We start from the raw sequence: 19,062 nt of genomic DNA, 5'->3' as shown, positions 1-19,062 counted from the left end.
AGTTTAAGTGGAAGTACCGCTAAAAGACTCTAATGCGCCAAATCACAGTAGTAATACATGTAGAACTTTCTCAAATGCATTGATTTAAAAGTTAAGCAATGAAGAGTCATATTAATTTATTTACAGTGAAGAAAGAATCAAATACAAAAAACGTCGATATTTCAAAACTCGTTACTGAGTGTCTAGGAGACAAAGAGTATCTCAATGAAATCATTGTACTTCTAAACGATAATATCGAAGAGTTTTACGATACTACTGAGGTATGTATTAAAGCCAAAGACAGGTTCTCTATTTCTCGAGGAGCACACAAAATAAAAAATGGTTTAGAGATGGTTCAAGCTCCTGTTTTACTTCATTATGTGGATTTAATTCAAAAGGAATGTCAGCATTTGGATACATATTGGAAAATTCAAGATATTTTGAATCAATTTAAAACGGAGTATAAATTAGTGCTAACAAGCTTGTATAATCAAATCGAATGTCTCGATGACTAAATATAAATGTGCGCTCATTGAAGAGGACAAGATGGTAGCATCTTTAGTTCGATTCCGATTGAGAAAACTTCAGTTTGATGTCCACCATCTAAGTAATTCTAATTTCCAAGGGTTGCGAACACTTGGTGCAGATATAGTTCTTATAGGTTTGCATTCCAATAACCTAAATACCATTGGAATTCTTTCTGAAATAAGAGCTATTATCGGAATTAAAACACCTATGGTTGCAATACTTTCAAACAAAAGGCAACAACTGGTCATTGACAATAACAATATACAAGTTGAAGGGTATCTATCAAGTCCAGTCAGTTTATCTGATTTGGAGAATATCGTTGTTGAGCTCATAAATAAGAAGGAGTGTGTTAATAAAGAATAATCGTAAAATACCAATAGATTATTACTTACATTTTCACATACAAAAAATTGTAATTGACAACAAAAAGTTTTTAACCCCAGAGAATTGGGTTACTTTTAATTTGAAATTATAGAGAGCCCCAAATTCTATAGGTTCAACAATGTTTGAAGGGTTTGCCTCAAGTCTTACCTGAATCCTACTTTGTACTTAAATCTCCCTGATGCTTATGATGGGAGATTTTTTTTGGATCTTGTTCTTTGGCGGCATACTCAATTAGTTGTGCCCATATTTTATAGATTGCAATAGAGCAGGGTAGAAGCAAGATTGCGAACAACCAATTCCAGCTAAGTCTATTTACAAAACAAAGGGATTTTCTGTGTTAAATAGTTTTTCTTGTACTTATAATTGCTAAAAAAATTGTAACTTTTGTAGGTTTTAAACGAAAATAAAAGTAGCTATGAGACAATATGCCACTAAAATAGTGTTAGTTTTAGGTTTACTTTTGAATTTATTGTCCTTGGATGTTCAGGCGGGCACATCCGGTATTGTATTGCCTCAGATTCAAGATACAATCCAATTTGAAGAGTATCACGGATTGGTTGTGGATGCCGAAACTAATGGTGAACTTGTATTTGCAACCATAACTGTGGACAACACCAATATTAGTTCTGTTACCAATACTGAAGGTGAATTTACAATAAAGATTCCTGACTCTCTAATCAACAAGGACATCGCGGTATCCTTTTTAGGCTATCAGAAAAAAATTATACCTATCAGATCCCTAAAGAGCCGTAATAATATCATCAGCTTAGAACCAATTTCTATTAACTTAAAACAAATAGACTTGGTCGTTCCCAAGGACGCCTTGGAACTGGTAAAGCAGATGCTTAACAACAAGGGTGAAAATTATCTAGAGAATCCAGTTAAAATGACTGCATTTTACAGAGAGACGATTAAAAAGCGGAGTAAAAATGCCTCGTTGGCTGAAGCTGTAGCTTATATATACAAGCAGCCAAATAGTTCAGGGAGAAAAGACATTATAGACTTATATAAATCAAGGAAGAGCAGTAATTATTCAAGACTGGATACTGTGGCTTTAAAATTACAAGGCGGTCCCTTTACACCTCTCTTTGTTGACGTTATGAAGTATCCTGAATATATATTTGGTGAAGATTTGATTTCATATTACGACTTTTCCTTTCTTAAAGGGTCTACCATTAACGGCAAACCGGTTTATGTGATTAGTTTTAAACAGAAAGAAGAAGTAGAAGAACCACTGTTCTATGGAAAGCTATATATTGACTCGGCCACTAAAGCCCTTGCGAGTGCTGTATTTAATCTAAATGTAGAAGATCGTGATCGCGCCAGCAATTTATTGGTAAGACATAAGCCTCATGATATTGAAGTATATCCAACCGATGCGTCTTATAGGGTTGACTATCGTATACAGAACGGAAAGTGGTATTATGGCTATGGAAATGTGCAACTAGCATTTGTTGTAAATAGAAAAGGGAAGTTATTCAATTCAAAATATTATGTCAGTAGTGAAATGGCCATCACAGACTGGCATCAGAATGGTTCCGGGAGTAATGTCCGATGGCGTGACCGTATGAAACCGTCAATTATTATAGCTGACGAGGCATCAGGGTTTTCGGACCCGGAATTTTGGGGAGCTTATAATGTGATTGAACCTGAAAAGTCTATTAAATCCGCGATCAGCAAAATTCAAAGACAGTTGGAAAGAGATAAAAGTTAATTTTTACATGATTACTTGATTGACCAACCAAGGAAGCCAATTTTTTAAATGCACAAATGTTTAAAAAATTGGCTTTATTTTTTGATATTAGAATATAAATTAACTTTTTTGAAATGATTTGGCATGCTTTTGGTTTGTATTTTTACCAGCAAATGATTGAATTATATGATTGAGAGAAAACAACTAATACAATTTTACAGTTCTCTGTTTATTTTATTAATTGGCTCGATAGGTTATGCACAAGGTGAACTGCCCAATACTCCTATAGAATTAGAAGGACTCGACCCGATTATTATAGAAAGCCCTGAGGCTGAAGATCCCATACCACTAGATATTGAGGCTGCTCCGGATATTAAAGCTCCAAAGACACCTGAGTCACCAAATAAATCTGCCTTAGAGATGGCTAATAAAGATGTCAACCTAATGGAAAGCAATGAGGCATTTTTAAACGCTGGGGACAGTTTCGTCAAAAGAATGAACAAAGACTTTAGAGTTCGTGACAGCGAAAAGGTTGGGGCTACAACAACACAGTATTTCGGTGAATTTCGAACCAAATCTAAAAACGTAAAAATAATGTGCAGGGACCACGGAAGCGTGGATGGTGACCGCGTTAATATTATAATTAATGATAGAGTAGTGGTACCTAATGTTTTACTGACAGGAACCTTTAGAGGTTTCTATTTTGAACTTGAGAAAGGATTCAATAAAATTGAATTTAGAGCCTTAAATGAAGGTGCATATACACCAAATACGGCTCAGTTCGCTGTATTTGACGATCAGGGAAATATAATTTCATCGAATGAATGGAATTTATCCACCAATGTCAAGGCCTCTTTGATGGTCATTAAAGAAGAATAGCTAGACCATTATCGAACATTAATTCTAACTTAAAATCTTTACTTATTCTGAAAAATTAGGTATCTTTAAGAAGCTGATTGTTATATTGTTGAACACTAATAATAAGCAATAAGAATTTTAAAAAATGGTCCAATGAAAAAAGTATTGATTGCTTTAGATTACAATCCATCTTCCGAAAAAGTGGTTATGGATGGATATAAACTCGCCAAAAGTATGGGCGCAGAAGTTTGTTTACTGCATGTGATTACGAATTTGCAGTATTATGGATCACAATATCCAGCTTTTATGGGCTTTGAATCTATGAATCTTTCTTATGATCCCAAGATTCATGATGAAATGAAAAACATAGCCAGAGAGTATGTTTCAACTGTGGCTTCACATATTGGAGATGAAACATTAAAGACTCATGTTGCTGAGGGAGATACTGCAAAAGCAATATTGGACTACGCTAAAGCGTGGGGAGCAGATCTCATTGTCATGGGAACTCATAGTCATAGTGCGCTAGAAAAGTTCTTAATTGGCACAGTAGCAAACGGAGTGCTTGAAAAAACGACAATTCCAGTTCACATGATTCCTGTAAAAATTGAATAAGAAAATTTTACGTCTTACTTCCCAGACTGTATTTTTTTGGCAACTGCTTGTACTTTATCCATAACAGTCAATAGGTTGCCACCCCATAATTTTTCTATTTCTTCTTTTGAGTAGCCTCGTTTTACCAATTCTTTGGTGACATTTAAAGTTTCAGAAGCATCTTCCCAACCATATATACCACCACCGCCATCGAAATCAGAGCTAATTCCTACGTGATCAATTCCTATTTTATCTACCATATAGTCAATGTGATTCACAAAATCAGCTACATTCACTGGATCCGCAGTTTTTTGGAGTTCATCTATTTGAGGTTTAATGGTCTGGCGTATTCTTTTAAAGTTTTTATAGTAAAGTTCAGCTTCAGTGGTGCCTAGCTTTTTGTACTCTTCATTATTAAGTACCTTAAAGTCTTCTTTTTCAGCTTGTTTGTAGAATATTTCGTTTGCAAGTTCTTGAAATTTCGCATTTTTTTCGACATCAACATAGCCTGCAAAGGCCACGGTCTGGACTACTCCGCCATTTTCTTTAATCCATTCTAATTGCTCGTCATCGAGGTTTCTGCTGTGATTACTCAGGGCTCGGGCAGAGGAATGGGAAGCAATAATAGGTGCCTTACTTAGTGCAATGATTTGACGCATAGCTTCTTTAGAAGGATGTGAAATATCTATCATCATCCCGTATTTATTCATTTCTGCTATAACTTGTTTTCCTAAAGGACTTAGGCCATTATGTAACCAGGTACCATCAGATTCTCCGGTATTGGAATCTGAGAGTTGACTATGGCCTTGATGTGCTAAGGACATATAACGGCCGCCTAAATCATAAAATTCCTTTACGTTATTGATATCTGTTCCTATAGAATATCCATTTTCAATACCGATCATAGCTACTAGTTTGCCTTGATTATGAATGCGTCTTACATCATCTGAATTTAAAGCGAGACCTATTTCATCAGGTGCGTATTGTTCACAAAGACGATGAATTGCGTTGAATTTATTCATGGCATTTTCGTAAGCAACTTTATAGCCATTGGCATTAAGAGAGTCCTGCCCGGTATAAACGATCAACCAGGCAACGTCTAATCCGCCTTCTCTCATTTTTGGTAAATTCACCTGTGAATTAATGTCTTGCGTATAATTGACCTGAGAAGTGAAATTATTTAGGTCAAAATCACAGTGTGTATCTATAGTTATGATTTGATCTTGAATTTCTTTTGCTTTTTGCGTTAACTCGGTATCAGTGTATTTGGTTAGCTCAGTTTGTCCATAAATAACAATAGTTGACAATAAAATAATTAGGCTAAAGAATTTAGTAATATTCATAAAATCGTTGCATTAAATAAGATTGATCAATAGTAAATATAATAATTTAACTAAAAATTGCGAAATTCTCCCTCTATATTAAAAGATTTAGAGGAGAAGTCGTTCACTGTAAGAATTATGTAATTCTTGCAAGCCATCAATTTTATATAAATTCTGAGAATTTTGTAGTCAAGGAGGGTTCTTACATTTCCTATTTTACATAATATAAATTATGGTTCATTTAATATATAAACGAAATTGAAGATCTACAGAATTTTGCGTGTTTTAATTAATATCGCTCCCCAGTACAATACAATTAATATATAATACTACCAACGCTGATTCTTTTATTGATAAATTTGTGATATTAAAGACATTGTAGTGCAGTTTGAGTTAGTATTATTAATAAATAAAGATGAATATGAAAAAAATTAGAATCGGAGAAACTGATTTGGAAATTAGTCCATTTAACTTTGGAGGAAATGTTTTTGGATGGACATTAAACAAGGAAAAATCTTTTGAAATATTAGATGCTTTTGTAGAGGCTGGCTTCAACTTTATCGACACAGCTGATATGTATTCGTACTGGATTGACGGAGGTCCAGGTGGACAGTCCGAAACTGTTATCGGGAAATGGATGAAAGCTCGAGGTAATCGGCACGATTTGATTATCGCCACCAAAGTGGGTGGTCCAACTGGTGTACATGGGATTGATAACAGCCGAAAGCATATTTTAGAGACCGTTGAAAAATCATTGGAAAGATTGCAAACCGATTATATCGATCTGTATTACCTGCATTATGATGACGGAAAAACGCCTGTCGAAGATATATTAACAACCTTTGATGAATTGATAAAAGCTGGAAAGATAAAACATATTGCAGCTTCTAATATTTCGCCTGAGCGTTTGATAGAATCCTTGGAGTTTTCAGATAAAAATAATTTAGCAAAATACCAAGCGTTACAACCGTTGTACAATTTGGTAGAACGCAAAGGTTATGAAACAGATTATGCACCTATTGTAGCTGAACATAAGTTGACGGTTTTCCCATATTATGCTTTAGCATCAGGGTTTTTGACTGGAAAATACCGCTCAGAGGATGATTTTAAAAAAAGTCCTCGAGGACAAGGAGTTGCAAAGTATTTGAACGACAAGGGACATAATATTTTGTATGCTTTAGATGATATTGCAAAAAAACACAATACCGTTCCAGCTGCAGTTTCCCTAGCTTGGTTATCTGCTCAACCAAATATCGGTGGACCAGTTGCCAGTGCTACTTCCAAAGCACAGTTAAGTGAAGTTTTGTCCAGTGTATCATTGAGTTTAGATGATGCAGACTTGACTTTGTTGGATAGCGTAAGCAAGTAATCTCGAAAGCATTTTATAGAATATTCTGGGTGCATAATGATCTCTCTTAAGAAATTTGGCCACTTCACCCCTTGTAAAAAGGGCTTCAAATTACTTAAAACTTGAAGCCCTTTTTTAGTATAATGTATTACCTTAAGCAATTGGAATTGGAATAAGTCCCTCCCTACATCACTTTTGTTTTTCCTGGCATTGGAATTGGATAATTTCCATCTGCTCCTGGTAATGAAGGTGGTGTGGAATCCCAAGTAACCTCTGCAGGCATAATTTGAAGTTCTGATTTCATAGCTTCATCCCAGTTGATAACTTGCCCTGAATAAGTAGCCATTCGTCCAATGATAGCACTCATGGTACTATGAGCGCCATATTCTGTATTGTTAATGACACCATTGTCACGAATAGATTTGAAAAGCTCATCGTGCTCTTGTTGATAAGGATTTGGATCATTTCTACTTCTATAAGAGAAAATATCTTCGTTATCATAACCCAATATTCTGGCAGCACCAGCATCATTGGTGTCTACGATACCTTTAGTACCTTGGAAATCTTCACCAACTTTAGACCACGTTCCAGGTTGGTGTCTACACTGACTGGAAATAATGGCACCACTTGGGTATTTGAATTCTACAAAATGGTGATCGAATATTTCACCGTGCTCAGGTCCTGTCCTCACTAAGCGTCCCCCCATTCCTTGTGCAGAGATTGGGTGTTCACCGATGAACCAGTTAGCCACATCGATATTGTGAATGTGCTGTTCTAAGATGTGGTCTCCACAAAGCCAGTTGAAGTAATACCAGTTTCTCATTTGATAATCAAGTTCAGACTGTCCAAGTTTTCTAGGGTGTACCCATACTCCACTACTGTTCCAGTATACTTGACCGGAAGTGATTTTTCCAACAGCTCCTGAACGGATTTGTTTTTCTATTTCAATATAATTCTTTTGATAGCGACGTTGTAAACCAACAACTACATTTAATTTTTTAGCCTTAGCAACCTTAGCCATTTCCAGAACTTTTCGTATACCCGGAACATCTACTGCTAATGGTTTTTCCATGAAAACATGCTTGCCTGCATTTACAGCATATTCAAAATGATAAGGTCTAAATCCGGGAGGCGTTGTTAGAATAACTACGTCTGCTAGATCTATTGCCTTTTTGTAAGCGTCAAATCCTGTGAATTTATTTTTGTCCTTAACCTTAACCTTTTTAGTGCCTTCAAATTCCTTTTCAAGGTGCTGTAAACTTCCATTAAGTCTATCTTCGAAAGCATCAGCCATAGCGACGAGTTGAACATTCTCATCTGCTTTGAGTGCTTGATTTGCTGCACCAGTACCTCTACCACCACAACCTACTAAAGCAATTTTTAAGGTTTTGTCATTTAAAGTATTAAACATTGCATTCATCTCTGTTGCCGGTAACATCATTCCAGCTGAAAATAATGCCGTGCTTTTGACAAAACTCCTTCTAGAACCACTTATATTAAGGAGTGGTTTTTTATTCGAATTTCCCATAATTAAATAATTAGTATAGTTTTTTAATCGCTAAACGATCTTAGCTATTTAGGTTAATAATTCTCTTTATTATTTAAAATATTTTAAGTTCTATTTTGAAGGATTACTTTCCCCCCAATATATTTCATAATCTTCTTTTGCAGGTGGATTTGGATCTCTGACAATTCTAAACCCAACAAACGGCGCATCTGTATTCCACCATAAGCTTTTTGGGAATTGTGGATCTCTCATTCTCCAGTTTTCTGTAGAACCGTAACGTGATGCACTTCTCAAATACTCAGCCTGATCGTAGTATGACCCGCCTCTAAGTGACCATGGATATGGATCAGTTGCGACTTCATGTGGATTTTTAGTGACTTTCTTTCTGTCTTTATACGCTTTTGGAAGATATTGATCCAAGGTCCATTCAGCTACGTTTCCGTACATGTCATACAATCCCCATGGATTCGGTTTCTTTTGTCCTATTTCGTGATAATGATCATCACTATTATCCATAAACCAGGCATAGTCCGCTAACTGTGACGGATCGTCTCCAAAATGATAAGCAGTTTGAGAACCTGCTCTAGCGGCATACTCCCATTCTGCTTCCGTTGGAAGCCTGTAAAAATGGCCAGTTTTTGCGGACAGCCATTCGCAAAATTTAGAAGCAGCTAAAGGCGTAACATTTCCAATAGGAAGACCTTCACTTTTACCCATTCCTAAACTCATGTCTACATATGGTATGGTTGCACCAGCAACGGCATCAATGTCGAGGTCGACATCCTTGGACTTATCAGGATTATCAACATCATCAAGAGCTCGTTGTAAATAAAGGTCATAAAGCTCCCAAGTAATTTCATGAGATGCTATCCAAAAGGCATCTAATTTAACCTTGTGTTGTGGGCCTTCATCTTCTAATCTTTTATCTTCCGATTCAGGACTCCCCATTAGAAATTCTCCAGCAGGAATTCCGATCATATGTATTGTTAATTCGCTTCCAGCGATTTTTTGAGTGTAATCTTGTGGTTTTTGTTTTTGTGAATAGCTATTAACAGAATATAGCGCAAGTGATGATAGTAGTAATCTGAAGGTAATTTTCATTCGTGTTTTATGTATAATATTTACGTTTTGTTAGTTTTTTGAACTTTTTTCCTACAATTTAGCCGTTTTAGCTATTAAATAACAAGGTAACAAAAAATTGAATCTAGGCATATGCAAACCCGAAAGTTTATATGTTAATTTTTAGCAAACGAACATTTTGGTTGAATTTTGTTATAACCCCTAAAAAAAGAAATAGGGACATCAAATCTTAATTTCATTGCCCCTTATTCCTTTACACTTTTATGTTTTACGATACAATTTATATCGTTTTATTTGCTATCCTACAATTTTTTTATTGGTGATGAATGGTTGATCGTAATGCCGCTTACCGGTAGCCCTGTATAGTGCATTTGCCAGTGCTCCCATCACGGGTGGAAATGGTGGCTCACCTAAACCTGTTGGATGCTCCTTATTTTCAACAAAGTGAACTTCTACTTCTTTAGGGCTCTCTTTATGTCTTATTAAACGATATCGATCAAAATTATGCTGAAATGGTGCTCCATCTTTAAAGATTAGTCCACCATACATGGCATTCCCAATCCCATCAACAGTTCCACCTTCTACCATATTGGTGGCAGCAATTGGATTGACAACGATTCCACAATCGACAATGGCATACACTTTTTTGACCACAGGTTGCTCATTCTCAACAACCATGTCCAAAATATTAGCTACATACGAATTATGACAGTAATAAGCAGAAACACCTCTATATACTCCTTCGTCAGAATTTTTATTCCATCCTGACTTCTCACGAGCTAATTTTAGAACGCCTGCATAACGATCCGGATCATAATCATTGTTCTCTCCTACTGGACTGTTTTTAGCTTTTTCAAATAATTCCAATCTAAATTCAATTGGATCTTTTCCAGCTTCTTCAGCGACTTCGTCTAAAAAGGCTTGTTCTACACCAGCGATAAAATTCGAACGAGGAGCTCTAAATGCCCCTACGGTAATATTAGAAGGCACTTCCCAAGATTCAGCGAGATAATTATCCACAGCACCTGCTGGGAATCTATTAGCGAATAGTGGACTCTCTGGTATACCTCCTGCCCTTACGTGAAATCCGATAAGGTTATTGTCTTTATCCAACGCTGCGCGATATCGTGCATGATATGTGGGACGATAGGTTCCAAAGGCCATATCATCTTCACGGGTGTATACAAGCTTTATAGGTGTTTGCATTTTTTGAGAAATCACACCGGCTTCAACCACAAAATGGCCATATAGTCTTCGCCCAAAACCACCACCCTGTCGGGTCATTTTAAGTTCCACTTTATCTAATGGAAGTCCTAATCTTGCAGCAGCGGATTTTTCCATATACTCTGGTGTTTGCGTTGGCCCGCTAAGAATTGCTTTATCGGCCCTTACGTCGGCAAAGAAATTCATAGGTTCCATGGTGCTGTGAGATAAGAACGGTGCTGTATAACTACGTTCAATAATTTTAGCTGCCTCTTTAAAGGCAGATTCCGGGTCACCATCTTTTCGCGCAATTTTAGAAGCTTTTAGAGACATGGCCTCCATTATCTTATAGTGATCTTCACTATTTTCTCTTCCAGCAGGTACCTTTTGAGAAATTATATTTTCGCCTGAAAAATCAGCGAAGTTTTCCTGGTATTCTTCAAAGGGCTCCCACTCCGCTACGATTTCTTTTTTAGCCTGCATTACTTCCCATGTCGAATTTCCGACGACCACGATTAATTCTGGAAAAGCATCGACATCAAACATACTTTTAGCTTCTACATTTTCATAGGTGTTTATGGTAAAAACATCCTTAATACCAGCCATTGCTCGTGCTTTTGAGTCATCATAGGATTTGAGCTTTAATCCAAATGCTGGTGGAGCTACGATCATTGCCGTAAGCATTCCATCTTGGTATTGATCTATACCGAATAAAGGTTTACCTGTTACCAATTTTAAACCATCGACGTTTCTTGTTGGCGTCCCTATTATTTTGAATTCATCATAATTTTTGAGTTCAACTTCTTTTGGAGCAGTTAATGTCCCTGCTAATGAAGCAACCTCACCATATCCAACAGTTCGGTTGCTGGCCTTATGGCTTATAACCCCTTTTTCCGTTGTTACTTCAGTAATGGGAACTTCCCATTGCTGTGCTGCTGCTTGCTTAAGCATATGCCTTGCTGTTGCTCCAGCCATACGAAGTCCATCCCATCCTTGTCGGATAGATTGGCTCCCACCTGCAAGTTGTCGTGTGAAAATGGCTGTGTTTAAAGGAGCCTGCTCCACAATAACATTATCCCAATCGATATCGAGCTCTTCAGCTACGATCATCGGCATAGAGGTTTTAACATTTTGACCTATTTCGGGGTTTGGAGACATTATTGTTGCAAGTCCATTATCTCCGATCTTTAAATAACCGTTTATTTCAAACCACTCTTTTGGCATCTTTGCAACTTCCTTAGTAGATGGGTTGCAAGACGCTAGCCAGCTGAAACCTACAACGAGCCCACCACCAGCTAGTGCTGATGTCTTGAGAAATGATCTTCTTCCGTATGATGTTTTGATTAAAGTCACAGTTCTTGATTTTAGTAATTAAGTAGTAATGCCGATTTACATTGAAGACGAAGCCGTCTTGATTGCTTTCTTGATTCTGATATAGGTTCCACAACGGCATATATTGCCATTCATAGCTTGATCAATTTCCTCATCACTTGGATTAGGATTGGATTTCAACAATGCAGATGCAGACATTATTTGTCCTGCTTGACAGTACCCGCATTGCGGGACATCTTGCTCTAACCATGCTTTCTGAACTGGATGATCTCCATTTTCAGACAAGCCTTCAATGGTTGTTATTTTTTGATCTCCTACGGCTGATACGGGTAACTGACATGATCGAACTGCAACATCAGAAATATGAATTGTGCATGCACCACATTGTGCAATACCGCATCCAAATTTAGTTCCTACAAGATTAAAGTGATCTCGGAGCACCCATAGCATAGGCGTTGTAGGATCCACATCGACCTGACGTGACTCCCCATTGATTGTTAGATTAAATGTAGCCATAATGTTATTTTTGTAAAAGGTACTGAGATTGTATTAAATATTGAAATGAAATGTAAAAAATTAGCAATTATTTTACATTTAAATCAATCAATGATTGCCAAGAATCGAGGTTAATTATTTGTAGGTGAAATGAGAATTGAAGTCAACTGATGCCATCTCATCTGAGTCTTTTTGGCAAGCCGTACATTATGGGAATCAAATACCAATACGAAAATGGCTCCTCATTTTCAATAACCATGAGATATTGGTTTGAAAATAAGAAGCCAAATTATTTTTTAGAATGGATGCGTTGAATTAATCAACAATAGCCTGATATATTAACGATGGTAATTTTTGATGGTCCTCTGGGGTTTTTGATGGAATCACTTGAGTCATATATACTACAACCATATTCTCAGAAGGATCAACCCAATAGGTTGAATGATATGCACCTCCCCAACCAAATTGACCAACAGAGCCCATAGTGCCTTTAACACCTAGATCTTTTATAATAGAAAACCCTAATCCAAAACCAGTTCCATTATTTAAAGGATACTTGATATTAGAAATATGATCCACGGTCATGAGTTCCACGGATTTTCGAGACAGGATTCTTTCGCCATCGAGTATTCCTTGGTTTAACATCATTTGAAGAAAGCGTCCATAATCATATGCGGTACTCAAAAGGCCGGCTCCTCCTGAATAGCTTACACGAGGTCCTTTAAGGTAAGCTCCCTGCCCTGCCATTGTACCTGGATTAGGAGCCTTTTCAATTCCAGTTTCCGTTGCTGAATACACTACAGCAAGTCTATCTTTCTTGTCTTTTGGTAGATAAAAGTGCGTGTCATTCATTTGAAGTGGTTCGAACAAGTTTTTAGTTAAAAAATCTTTTAAACTCTCACCTGAAACCACCTCGATAAGAGCACCAAGGATATCAGTAGAATACCCATAAACAAATTTTTCTCCTGGCTGCGCATCAAAAGGAAGTTTTGCCATCCTTTTTACAGTTTCCAAAATAGGCTCCTTACGGTCTGCAAAGTACCAACCTTGAATTCCTGCTTCCTTCCATTTATCAGCAGCGATACCATTCCCATAGCCAACACCAGCGGAGTGAGTGAGTAAATCACGGATGGTAATTTGTCGCTTGGCATCTACAACGGTGTAACCACCATCCTCATTAGAAACTGCGACAGTTGTTTTCTTAAATTCAGGGATATACTTCCCAACTGGATCAGTAATAGTTAAGAGACCTCTTTCTTGTAGGATCATAATTCCGACACTTACCGTTGCTTTGGTTTGCGATGCGATACGAAAAATATCCGTTTTTTCCATGTGCTCATTGGCTTCAATATCCCTTTTACCAAAGGCCTTATAATATGCAATTTCTCCATTTCGTGCTACCAGAAGTACGGACCCAGGAAGAGCGTCATCTTGAACAAACCCCTCAAAAGTTTTTGTTAGGTACTCAAGTCTTTGATTGGAAAAGCCCACATCTTCTGCTTGTGTTTCGGTAAAGGACTGGGCATAAATACTGCTTTGGACTAGAACAGCCAAAATTAATAATGCAGTGGAAAGTTTCTTTTGGAGAGTCATTTTTAATTAAAGTTAATAGTTAGTAAATACAAATTAAATGGTTTTGTAATTGTTATAAAAGGGATTGTCTTTATTTATATTGATTACCTCTTTAAATAAAATCAATCACTATTAATGAAGTGCTTGTCAATTTGTTTTTTCTTCACTGACAATAAAAATTCTACCTCGCCCCTACTTACTTTACTGTGAGGTTTGTTGAATTAGATTTGCTTTAAATCTTAGCTAATAATATACAAGCCTTTATGTAGGAGGTTTTTATCTGTGAGATTAATTTATTTTTTAAGTTTTATTTGTGATAGTATAATGTACTATTATCAGAAAATTCTTCCTTATAAATGGTAATTTAGTACCATAAAGGGTTAATAAACGTTATTGAAATCATACATAATACTATTAATTTTAAGGTTTTATTAACATATAGCCATTTATAGGTTGTAGTTAATAATCTTCTAACACTTAAAACCTTATTTAAATGAAAAAAAAATCACAAACTTTTTTAGTGCTGTTTTTAGCGTTACTGGTGCAGGTCTCTTTTGCTCAAGTTAAGCAATTGACAGGGACTGTTGTTGATGAGGATGGATTTGCACTTCCCGGTGTAAACATTCTAGTTCAAGGCACCAATCAAGGAACCCAAACTGATTTTGAAGGACAATACGCAATCGATGTAGTAAGCGCCGATGTTTTGACCTTCTCCTATATTGGGTTCAAAACTGAAACCCGAACAGTTGGAAATGCTACCCAAATGAATGTTAAGCTCTCCCTAGATGCTTCGGAATTAGAAGAAGTCATCGTTATGGGGTATGTTTCCAAGAAAAAGGAAGATATTACAGGATCCGTTGTACAACTTGATTCTGAAAGATTAGTGGCAGCCACTACTGTTTCGGTCGATCAGGCGCTACAAGGAAAGGTGGCTGGTTTAAATATTAGTTCTGCGTCAGGTACACCGGGCGCTGTTTCTAATATCAGAATTCGTGGTCGGAGTTCCATCACAGCCGGGAACGAACCTTTATATGTAATTGATGGGGTGGCAGTTGTCAATCCCAATGTAAGTGGATCTTCCTCAGGTTCATCCCTTACTGCACTTTCAAGTCTTAATAGTAGTGATATTGAAAGCATCACTGTGCTTAAGGATGCTTCTTCTACTGCTGCATATGGTGCTCGAGGTGCCAATGGTGTAATTGTGATTACTACCAAATCTGGACGTGCTGGTAAAACGGTATTTGATGTTAGTACTTCCTATGGATTTGCAAACAATGCAGTCGACGGTCCAATCGTACTCACTGCAGCCGAACAGGAAATGTTATTCTATGAAGCGCTCTATAATGATTATGGGGAAGATTATGAATTTAGCTTAGGCGAGGCCAAAGATTTTTATCAAACCTACCCTAGTAGTTTTGGAAGTGATTACACCCAATGGAATGCTGCTGGACGCCCAGAGGCAGATTGGCAAAACGTTGTTAAGAACAAAAACGCTCCCATACAGCAGTACAATATTTCTGCTAATGGCGGTGGGGTCGATCATAATTTTTATGCTTCACTTGGATATTACAAACAAGAGGCAACTGCTATAGGTTCAAGGTATGAGCGAATTTCCGGTTCCTTGAATTTCTCCAAGAATTTTAGCGATAAACTAACCTTTAATACCATCAATAACGTTTCCCATACTTTCCAAGATGGAATGTTGGAAGGAAGCGCCTACTTCTCTGCTCCTAGGGCAGCAGAATTCTTTATGCCGGCCATTTACCAGCCTTATAATGAAGATGGTACTATAAACTTAGGTACCAGACTTCCTAACCCACTTTGGATAGCTAAAGAGGAAATCGACGACAACAAGTTTAATAGGATATTGTCTAATAATTCTTTGACCTGGGATACCCCGATTGAAAATCTTATTTTCACGACCTCGGCTTCCATAGATTATCAAGTTATCAACTATAAGAACTATCGAAACAGAATTTCCGGAGATGGAGCTGCTACCAATGGAAATGGATGGCAGACTCATAATAGCTCAGTTAGTTATGTCTTCCAGAATTCCTTGGATTACACCATGGAGTTTGACAGACATAAGATCGATTTGAAAGCCTTACAGGAATTTCAAGAGAATCGTAACTATTTTTTATTAGCCGAGGCTAATGAGTTTGGAACAGATGGATTAACCAACCTTAGCTCAGCAGGAAGTCCCCTATCTGCCTCTTCATCATTTACGGATTGGGCTGTTGCTTCCTATATGGGAACCGTCTCTTATTCGTTTGATGATAAATACGTATTTAACGGAACCTATCGAAGGGAAGGAAACTCTAGGTTCAGCTCTGAAAACCGTTGGGGGAACTTTTGGTCAGTAGGTGCAGCTTGGAATCTTCACCGTGAAGATTTTCTCTCAAGTGATAATATCAACTTGTTGAAATTAAGAGCTTCTTATGGAGTTACTGGAAATGCTAATATAGATCTTAACACTTATCAAGTGCTATTCCAGTACAGCACCAATTACGCAGGTACTGCAGCGGCATTCCCATCTACTTATGGAAATGATGATCTGACATGGGAAACGAACCGTACCCTAGATCTCGGATTAGATTTTGGCTTATTTCAAAACCGCATCAGTGGATCAGTTGGATACTACACCCGAGAATCAGAAGATCTTTTGCTTAATGTTCCTCTCTCTCGTACTACAGGCTTCAGCAGTCAGACTAAGAATGTTGGACGTATGGAAAACAAAGGATTTGAAGTTGAGCTTGAGTTTGATATTGTAAGATCAGATGATTTCAACCTGAGAATCGGTGGAAATTTCGCTACCAATGATAACGAGGTCTTAGAACTAGCCAAAGATGGTGCTGGGAAGGAAATTAATATTACATCCGGATCTCAAAGGGTGGAATCTGGACACGCAGCTTATGAGTGGTATTTACCTACTTGGGCCGGAGTTGACCCTGATACAGGAGTCAATACATATTACATCAGTGGTTCTGAAGGAGAAACCACCACCGTTTACAATGACGCAGAAAAAGATTGGCAAGGAGCAAGTGCGCTACCAACCATTTCAGGTGGGATCAATTTTCATATCGATTATAAAGGTTTCTATATAGACGCTGATGTTTTCTATCAAGGCGGACATAAGATATACGAAGGATGGCATTTATATACAAGTCAAGGTAACGCCTATTCCTTTAATGCATATCAAGGGATAAATACTGTTCTCGACAGATGGCAGAATCCAGGAGATATTACTAGAGAGGCAAAAGTTACTTCTGCCTTCGAACCTTGGGAGTTAAATTCCAAATATCTTTTTGATGGAGATTTTGCAAGACTAAGGAATGTCACCATTGGATATAATTTACCAGAGAGCGTAAATAAAATACTCAATATCATCAATGGTAGGATCTATCTTAAAGGTACTAACCTTGCGACTTGGGTAAAAGATGATAATTTGGTTTGGGATCCTGAAGTAGATGCTAGTGGGTTTCTTGAGATATTTACCCCTCCAACCAAATCTGTTGTATTAGGTGTTAATTTTAAAATTTAAGTAATTATGCTAAAAATAAATAGAACGTTTTATTCCTTCTTTTTCTTTATACTTATTCTTGGTTTGGGCTCTTGTTCAACGCATGATCTCGATCCATCATTGGAACAAAACAAAGAAGCTAGCGAGGCTATTAAGACCTCGGCCGATATAGAGGGTATTTTAAAAGGTGCCTACAACCGGATCACGACCTCTGAGTATTACGGAAGAGATTACATCATCACCAATGAGGTACGCACGCCAAATACGTGGGCAAATGGAAATTCAGGCCGCTTCACCACTGAAGCCGGATTCGCATACAACGCCAACAGTCTCTATATTTGGGACAATGCGTATGCATTGATTGCGAGTGCCAATATTATAATTGGTGCGGATATTGGTATGCTCGAGGATAATGCTGAAAACGCAGCTTATGCAAAGCACCTACAAGGACAGGCCTATGCTTTGAGAGCTTTGGCTCATTTTGATCTCCTAAAGACGTTTGGTCAGAAACACATTGGTGGAACACTAGGAGTTCCGTATATCTCCGAATTTAAAGGAGAGAATGAAATTCCAGCAAGAGCCTCGATTCAGGAAAATCAAGAGAGCATAATGAATGATATTCGGACCGCTTATACTATGATGAGTACTGATTTCTTCGATGCCAATTCAAAGACTTTTATTTCAAAATATGCTGCGAAAGCATTCGAATCGAGAATGGCCATCTGGTTTGAACGTTGGGAAGATGCTAGAGATGCCGCGAAAATAGTAATTGACGCTCAGGTATATGGTATTATAGATCAGTCGACTTTTGTTTCATCTTTTGGTGTTGACAACCCAAGCAATTCCATATTTGAACTGGCGTATGACGACACGGATAATGAGGGTATTAATGGATTGGAATATATCTATCGTGGAACTTCTTATGGGGATATTTCTGTGACCCCTACTGTATTTTACGAACTGTACGAAGATGGTGATGTTAGAGCCGATATTCTTGGAACTGAAGTTGTTGGTTCTAATACCCGATTGAGAAATATGGGTAAATATCCATCGAGATCCTCCAATATTGTTCTCATTCGATATGAGGAAGTCATTCTAAATTACGCCGAGGCTTTATTCGAACTCGGGGATGCGCAAAGTTTAACATGGTTAAATTCCATCCCTGAAAACAGAGGAGCTACGTTGTATACTGTAGTAACCCAAGAAAACATCCTTGAAGAGCGAAGAAAGGAGTTCCTTTTTGAAGGCCATTACTATTGGGATTTACAACGGATGGGATATGATATCGTTGAAGTAGATGCGGAACAAAATATTAATGCTACCATTCCTTATGGAGACAAGCGTAGAATTCATCCAATTCCAAATGCAGAACTTGATGCCAACTCCAATATGGAACCTAACCCTTAAAATTTGAATTATATTTATTTGAATTAGCAATGAAAGAGCGCTCCATTAATTAAATCGAGCGCTCTTTTGATTGCGTACTACCTTATTGAGCATACTTGTAGTTCTCTTTCTTTGTATTAACATGTTATGACTGCTTATAAACTACCCAACCACGCATAGCGATGGGTTGGGTTTTAAACCTGAAGCTAGATGAGCAATAGCGCAACACATAGCATTCGATTTTTCAACACGGTTTACGGCGCG

14 protein-coding genes are annotated in these 19,062 nt (G+C 37.5%); 8 read left to right on the top strand and 6 right to left on the bottom strand.

Features of this window, described 5'->3' with window-relative positions:
* Window positions 1-98 precede the first annotated feature (98 nt).
* The 5 genes from ACN0TV_RS10275 to ACN0TV_RS10255 all read left to right on the top strand — a co-directional run bounded on the left by ACN0TV_RS10275 (window position 99) and on the right by ACN0TV_RS10255 (window position 4,054).
* A complete protein-coding gene (locus tag ACN0TV_RS10275; RefSeq protein WP_417362728.1) occupies window positions 99-494 on the top strand; it encodes a hypothetical protein in 396 nt (131 codons plus the stop codon).
* The gene (locus ACN0TV_RS10270) at window positions 487-870 is read left to right on the top strand and encodes a hypothetical protein (protein WP_417362726.1); all 384 of its coding nucleotides are present in this window, start codon (window positions 487-489) and stop codon (window positions 868-870) included. The genes ACN0TV_RS10275 and ACN0TV_RS10270 overlap by 8 nt, the downstream gene beginning before the upstream one ends.
* A gap of 436 nt (window positions 871-1,306) precedes the next feature.
* Window positions 1,307-2,605 (top strand): carboxypeptidase-like regulatory domain-containing protein, encoded by a 1,299-nt coding sequence (locus ACN0TV_RS10265; RefSeq protein ID WP_417362724.1) that lies wholly within the window; start codon window positions 1,307-1,309, stop codon window positions 2,603-2,605.
* Window positions 2,606-2,770: 165 nt separating this feature from the next.
* Window positions 2,771-3,463, top strand: a complete 693-nt coding sequence (locus ACN0TV_RS10260) for a hypothetical protein (RefSeq protein WP_417362723.1) — start codon at window positions 2,771-2,773, stop codon at window positions 3,461-3,463.
* Between the two features lie 132 nt (window positions 3,464-3,595).
* Entirely contained in the window at window positions 3,596-4,054 is a 459-nt protein-coding gene (locus tag ACN0TV_RS10255) for a universal stress protein (protein ID WP_417362722.1), read from the top strand.
* A 14-nt stretch (window positions 4,055-4,068) separates the two neighbouring features.
* Here the strand turns inward: ACN0TV_RS10255 and ACN0TV_RS10250 are convergent, their stop codons facing one another.
* Window positions 4,069-5,376: a dipeptidase gene (locus tag ACN0TV_RS10250; RefSeq protein WP_417362720.1), complete on the bottom strand. Its 1,308-nt coding sequence runs from the start codon at window positions 5,374-5,376 to the stop codon at window positions 4,069-4,071.
* 400 nt (window positions 5,377-5,776) lie between these two features.
* Between ACN0TV_RS10250 and ACN0TV_RS10245 the strand changes: the two genes are divergently transcribed.
* Window positions 5,777-6,724: an aldo/keto reductase gene (locus tag ACN0TV_RS10245; protein ID WP_417362718.1), complete on the top strand. Its 948-nt coding sequence runs from the start codon at window positions 5,777-5,779 to the stop codon at window positions 6,722-6,724.
* A gap of 163 nt (window positions 6,725-6,887) precedes the next feature.
* Here ACN0TV_RS10245 and ACN0TV_RS10240 read toward each other — a convergent pair whose 3' ends face one another.
* From ACN0TV_RS10240 to ACN0TV_RS10220, 5 genes are all read right to left on the bottom strand, one after another.
* Window positions 6,888-8,231, bottom strand: coding sequence for a Gfo/Idh/MocA family protein (locus tag ACN0TV_RS10240; RefSeq protein WP_417362716.1), 1,344 nt, complete (start codon window positions 8,229-8,231; stop codon window positions 6,888-6,890).
* Between the two features lie 90 nt (window positions 8,232-8,321).
* Window positions 8,322-9,311: a formylglycine-generating enzyme family protein gene (locus ACN0TV_RS10235; RefSeq protein ID WP_417362715.1), complete on the bottom strand. Its 990-nt coding sequence runs from the start codon at window positions 9,309-9,311 to the stop codon at window positions 8,322-8,324.
* A gap of 276 nt (window positions 9,312-9,587) precedes the next feature.
* Window positions 9,588-11,846, bottom strand: a complete 2,259-nt coding sequence (locus tag ACN0TV_RS10230; protein ID WP_417362713.1) for a molybdopterin cofactor-binding domain-containing protein — start codon at window positions 11,844-11,846, stop codon at window positions 9,588-9,590.
* Between the two features lie 36 nt (window positions 11,847-11,882).
* Entirely contained in the window at window positions 11,883-12,341 is a 459-nt protein-coding gene (locus tag ACN0TV_RS10225) for a (2Fe-2S)-binding protein (RefSeq protein WP_417362711.1), read from the bottom strand.
* 294 nt (window positions 12,342-12,635) lie between these two features.
* Entirely contained in the window at window positions 12,636-13,913 is a 1,278-nt protein-coding gene (locus ACN0TV_RS10220) for a serine hydrolase domain-containing protein (RefSeq protein WP_417362709.1), read from the bottom strand.
* 472 nt (window positions 13,914-14,385) lie between these two features.
* Here ACN0TV_RS10220 and ACN0TV_RS10215 point away from each other — a divergent pair, with 472 nt between their 5' ends.
* Together ACN0TV_RS10215 and ACN0TV_RS10210 are read left to right on the top strand one after the other, a co-directional pair.
* Window positions 14,386-17,433 carry a SusC/RagA family TonB-linked outer membrane protein gene (locus ACN0TV_RS10215; RefSeq protein ID WP_417362707.1) on the top strand — a complete coding sequence of 1,016 codons (3,048 nt, stop codon included), beginning with the start codon at window positions 14,386-14,388 and terminating at the stop codon, window positions 17,431-17,433.
* Window positions 17,434-17,439: 6 nt separating this feature from the next.
* Window positions 17,440-18,819 carry a RagB/SusD family nutrient uptake outer membrane protein gene (locus ACN0TV_RS10210; RefSeq protein WP_417362705.1) on the top strand — a complete coding sequence of 460 codons (1,380 nt, stop codon included), beginning with the start codon at window positions 17,440-17,442 and terminating at the stop codon, window positions 18,817-18,819.
* Window positions 18,820-19,062: the final 243 nt, after the last annotated feature.

The sequence above is a fragment of the Galbibacter sp. genome (assembly GCF_048266365.1).
In the GTDB taxonomy this organism is placed as follows: Bacteria; Bacteroidota; Bacteroidia; order Flavobacteriales; family Flavobacteriaceae; genus Galbibacter.
Note: the sequence above shows the minus strand (reverse complement) of the source record. Positions and strands in the feature narration are given on the sequence as shown.

Coding starts and splice junctions, on each gene's coding strand:
- ACN0TV_RS10270 (WP_417362726.1), top strand. CDS start 487: ATGACTAAATATAAATGTGCGCTCATTGAAGAGGACAAGATGGTAGCA.
- ACN0TV_RS10210 (WP_417362705.1), top strand. CDS start 17,440: ATGCTAAAAATAAATAGAACGTTTTATTCCTTCTTTTTCTTTATACTT.
- ACN0TV_RS10235 (WP_417362715.1), bottom strand. CDS start 9,311: ATGAAAATTACCTTCAGATTACTACTATCATCACTTGCGCTATATTCT.
- ACN0TV_RS10225 (WP_417362711.1), bottom strand. CDS start 12,341: ATGGCTACATTTAATCTAACAATCAATGGGGAGTCACGTCAGGTCGAT.
- ACN0TV_RS10220 (WP_417362709.1), bottom strand. CDS start 13,913: ATGACTCTCCAAAAGAAACTTTCCACTGCATTATTAATTTTGGCTGTT.
- ACN0TV_RS10265 (WP_417362724.1), top strand. CDS start 1,307: ATGAGACAATATGCCACTAAAATAGTGTTAGTTTTAGGTTTACTTTTG.
- ACN0TV_RS10275 (WP_417362728.1), top strand. CDS start 99: ATGAAGAGTCATATTAATTTATTTACAGTGAAGAAAGAATCAAATACA.
- ACN0TV_RS10245 (WP_417362718.1), top strand. CDS start 5,777: ATGAAAAAAATTAGAATCGGAGAAACTGATTTGGAAATTAGTCCATTT.
- ACN0TV_RS10240 (WP_417362716.1), bottom strand. CDS start 8,231: ATGGGAAATTCGAATAAAAAACCACTCCTTAATATAAGTGGTTCTAGA.
- ACN0TV_RS10255 (WP_417362722.1), top strand. CDS start 3,596: ATGAAAAAAGTATTGATTGCTTTAGATTACAATCCATCTTCCGAAAAA.
- ACN0TV_RS10215 (WP_417362707.1), top strand. CDS start 14,386: ATGAAAAAAAAATCACAAACTTTTTTAGTGCTGTTTTTAGCGTTACTG.
- ACN0TV_RS10260 (WP_417362723.1), top strand. CDS start 2,771: ATGATTGAGAGAAAACAACTAATACAATTTTACAGTTCTCTGTTTATT.
- ACN0TV_RS10250 (WP_417362720.1), bottom strand. CDS start 5,376: ATGAATATTACTAAATTCTTTAGCCTAATTATTTTATTGTCAACTATT.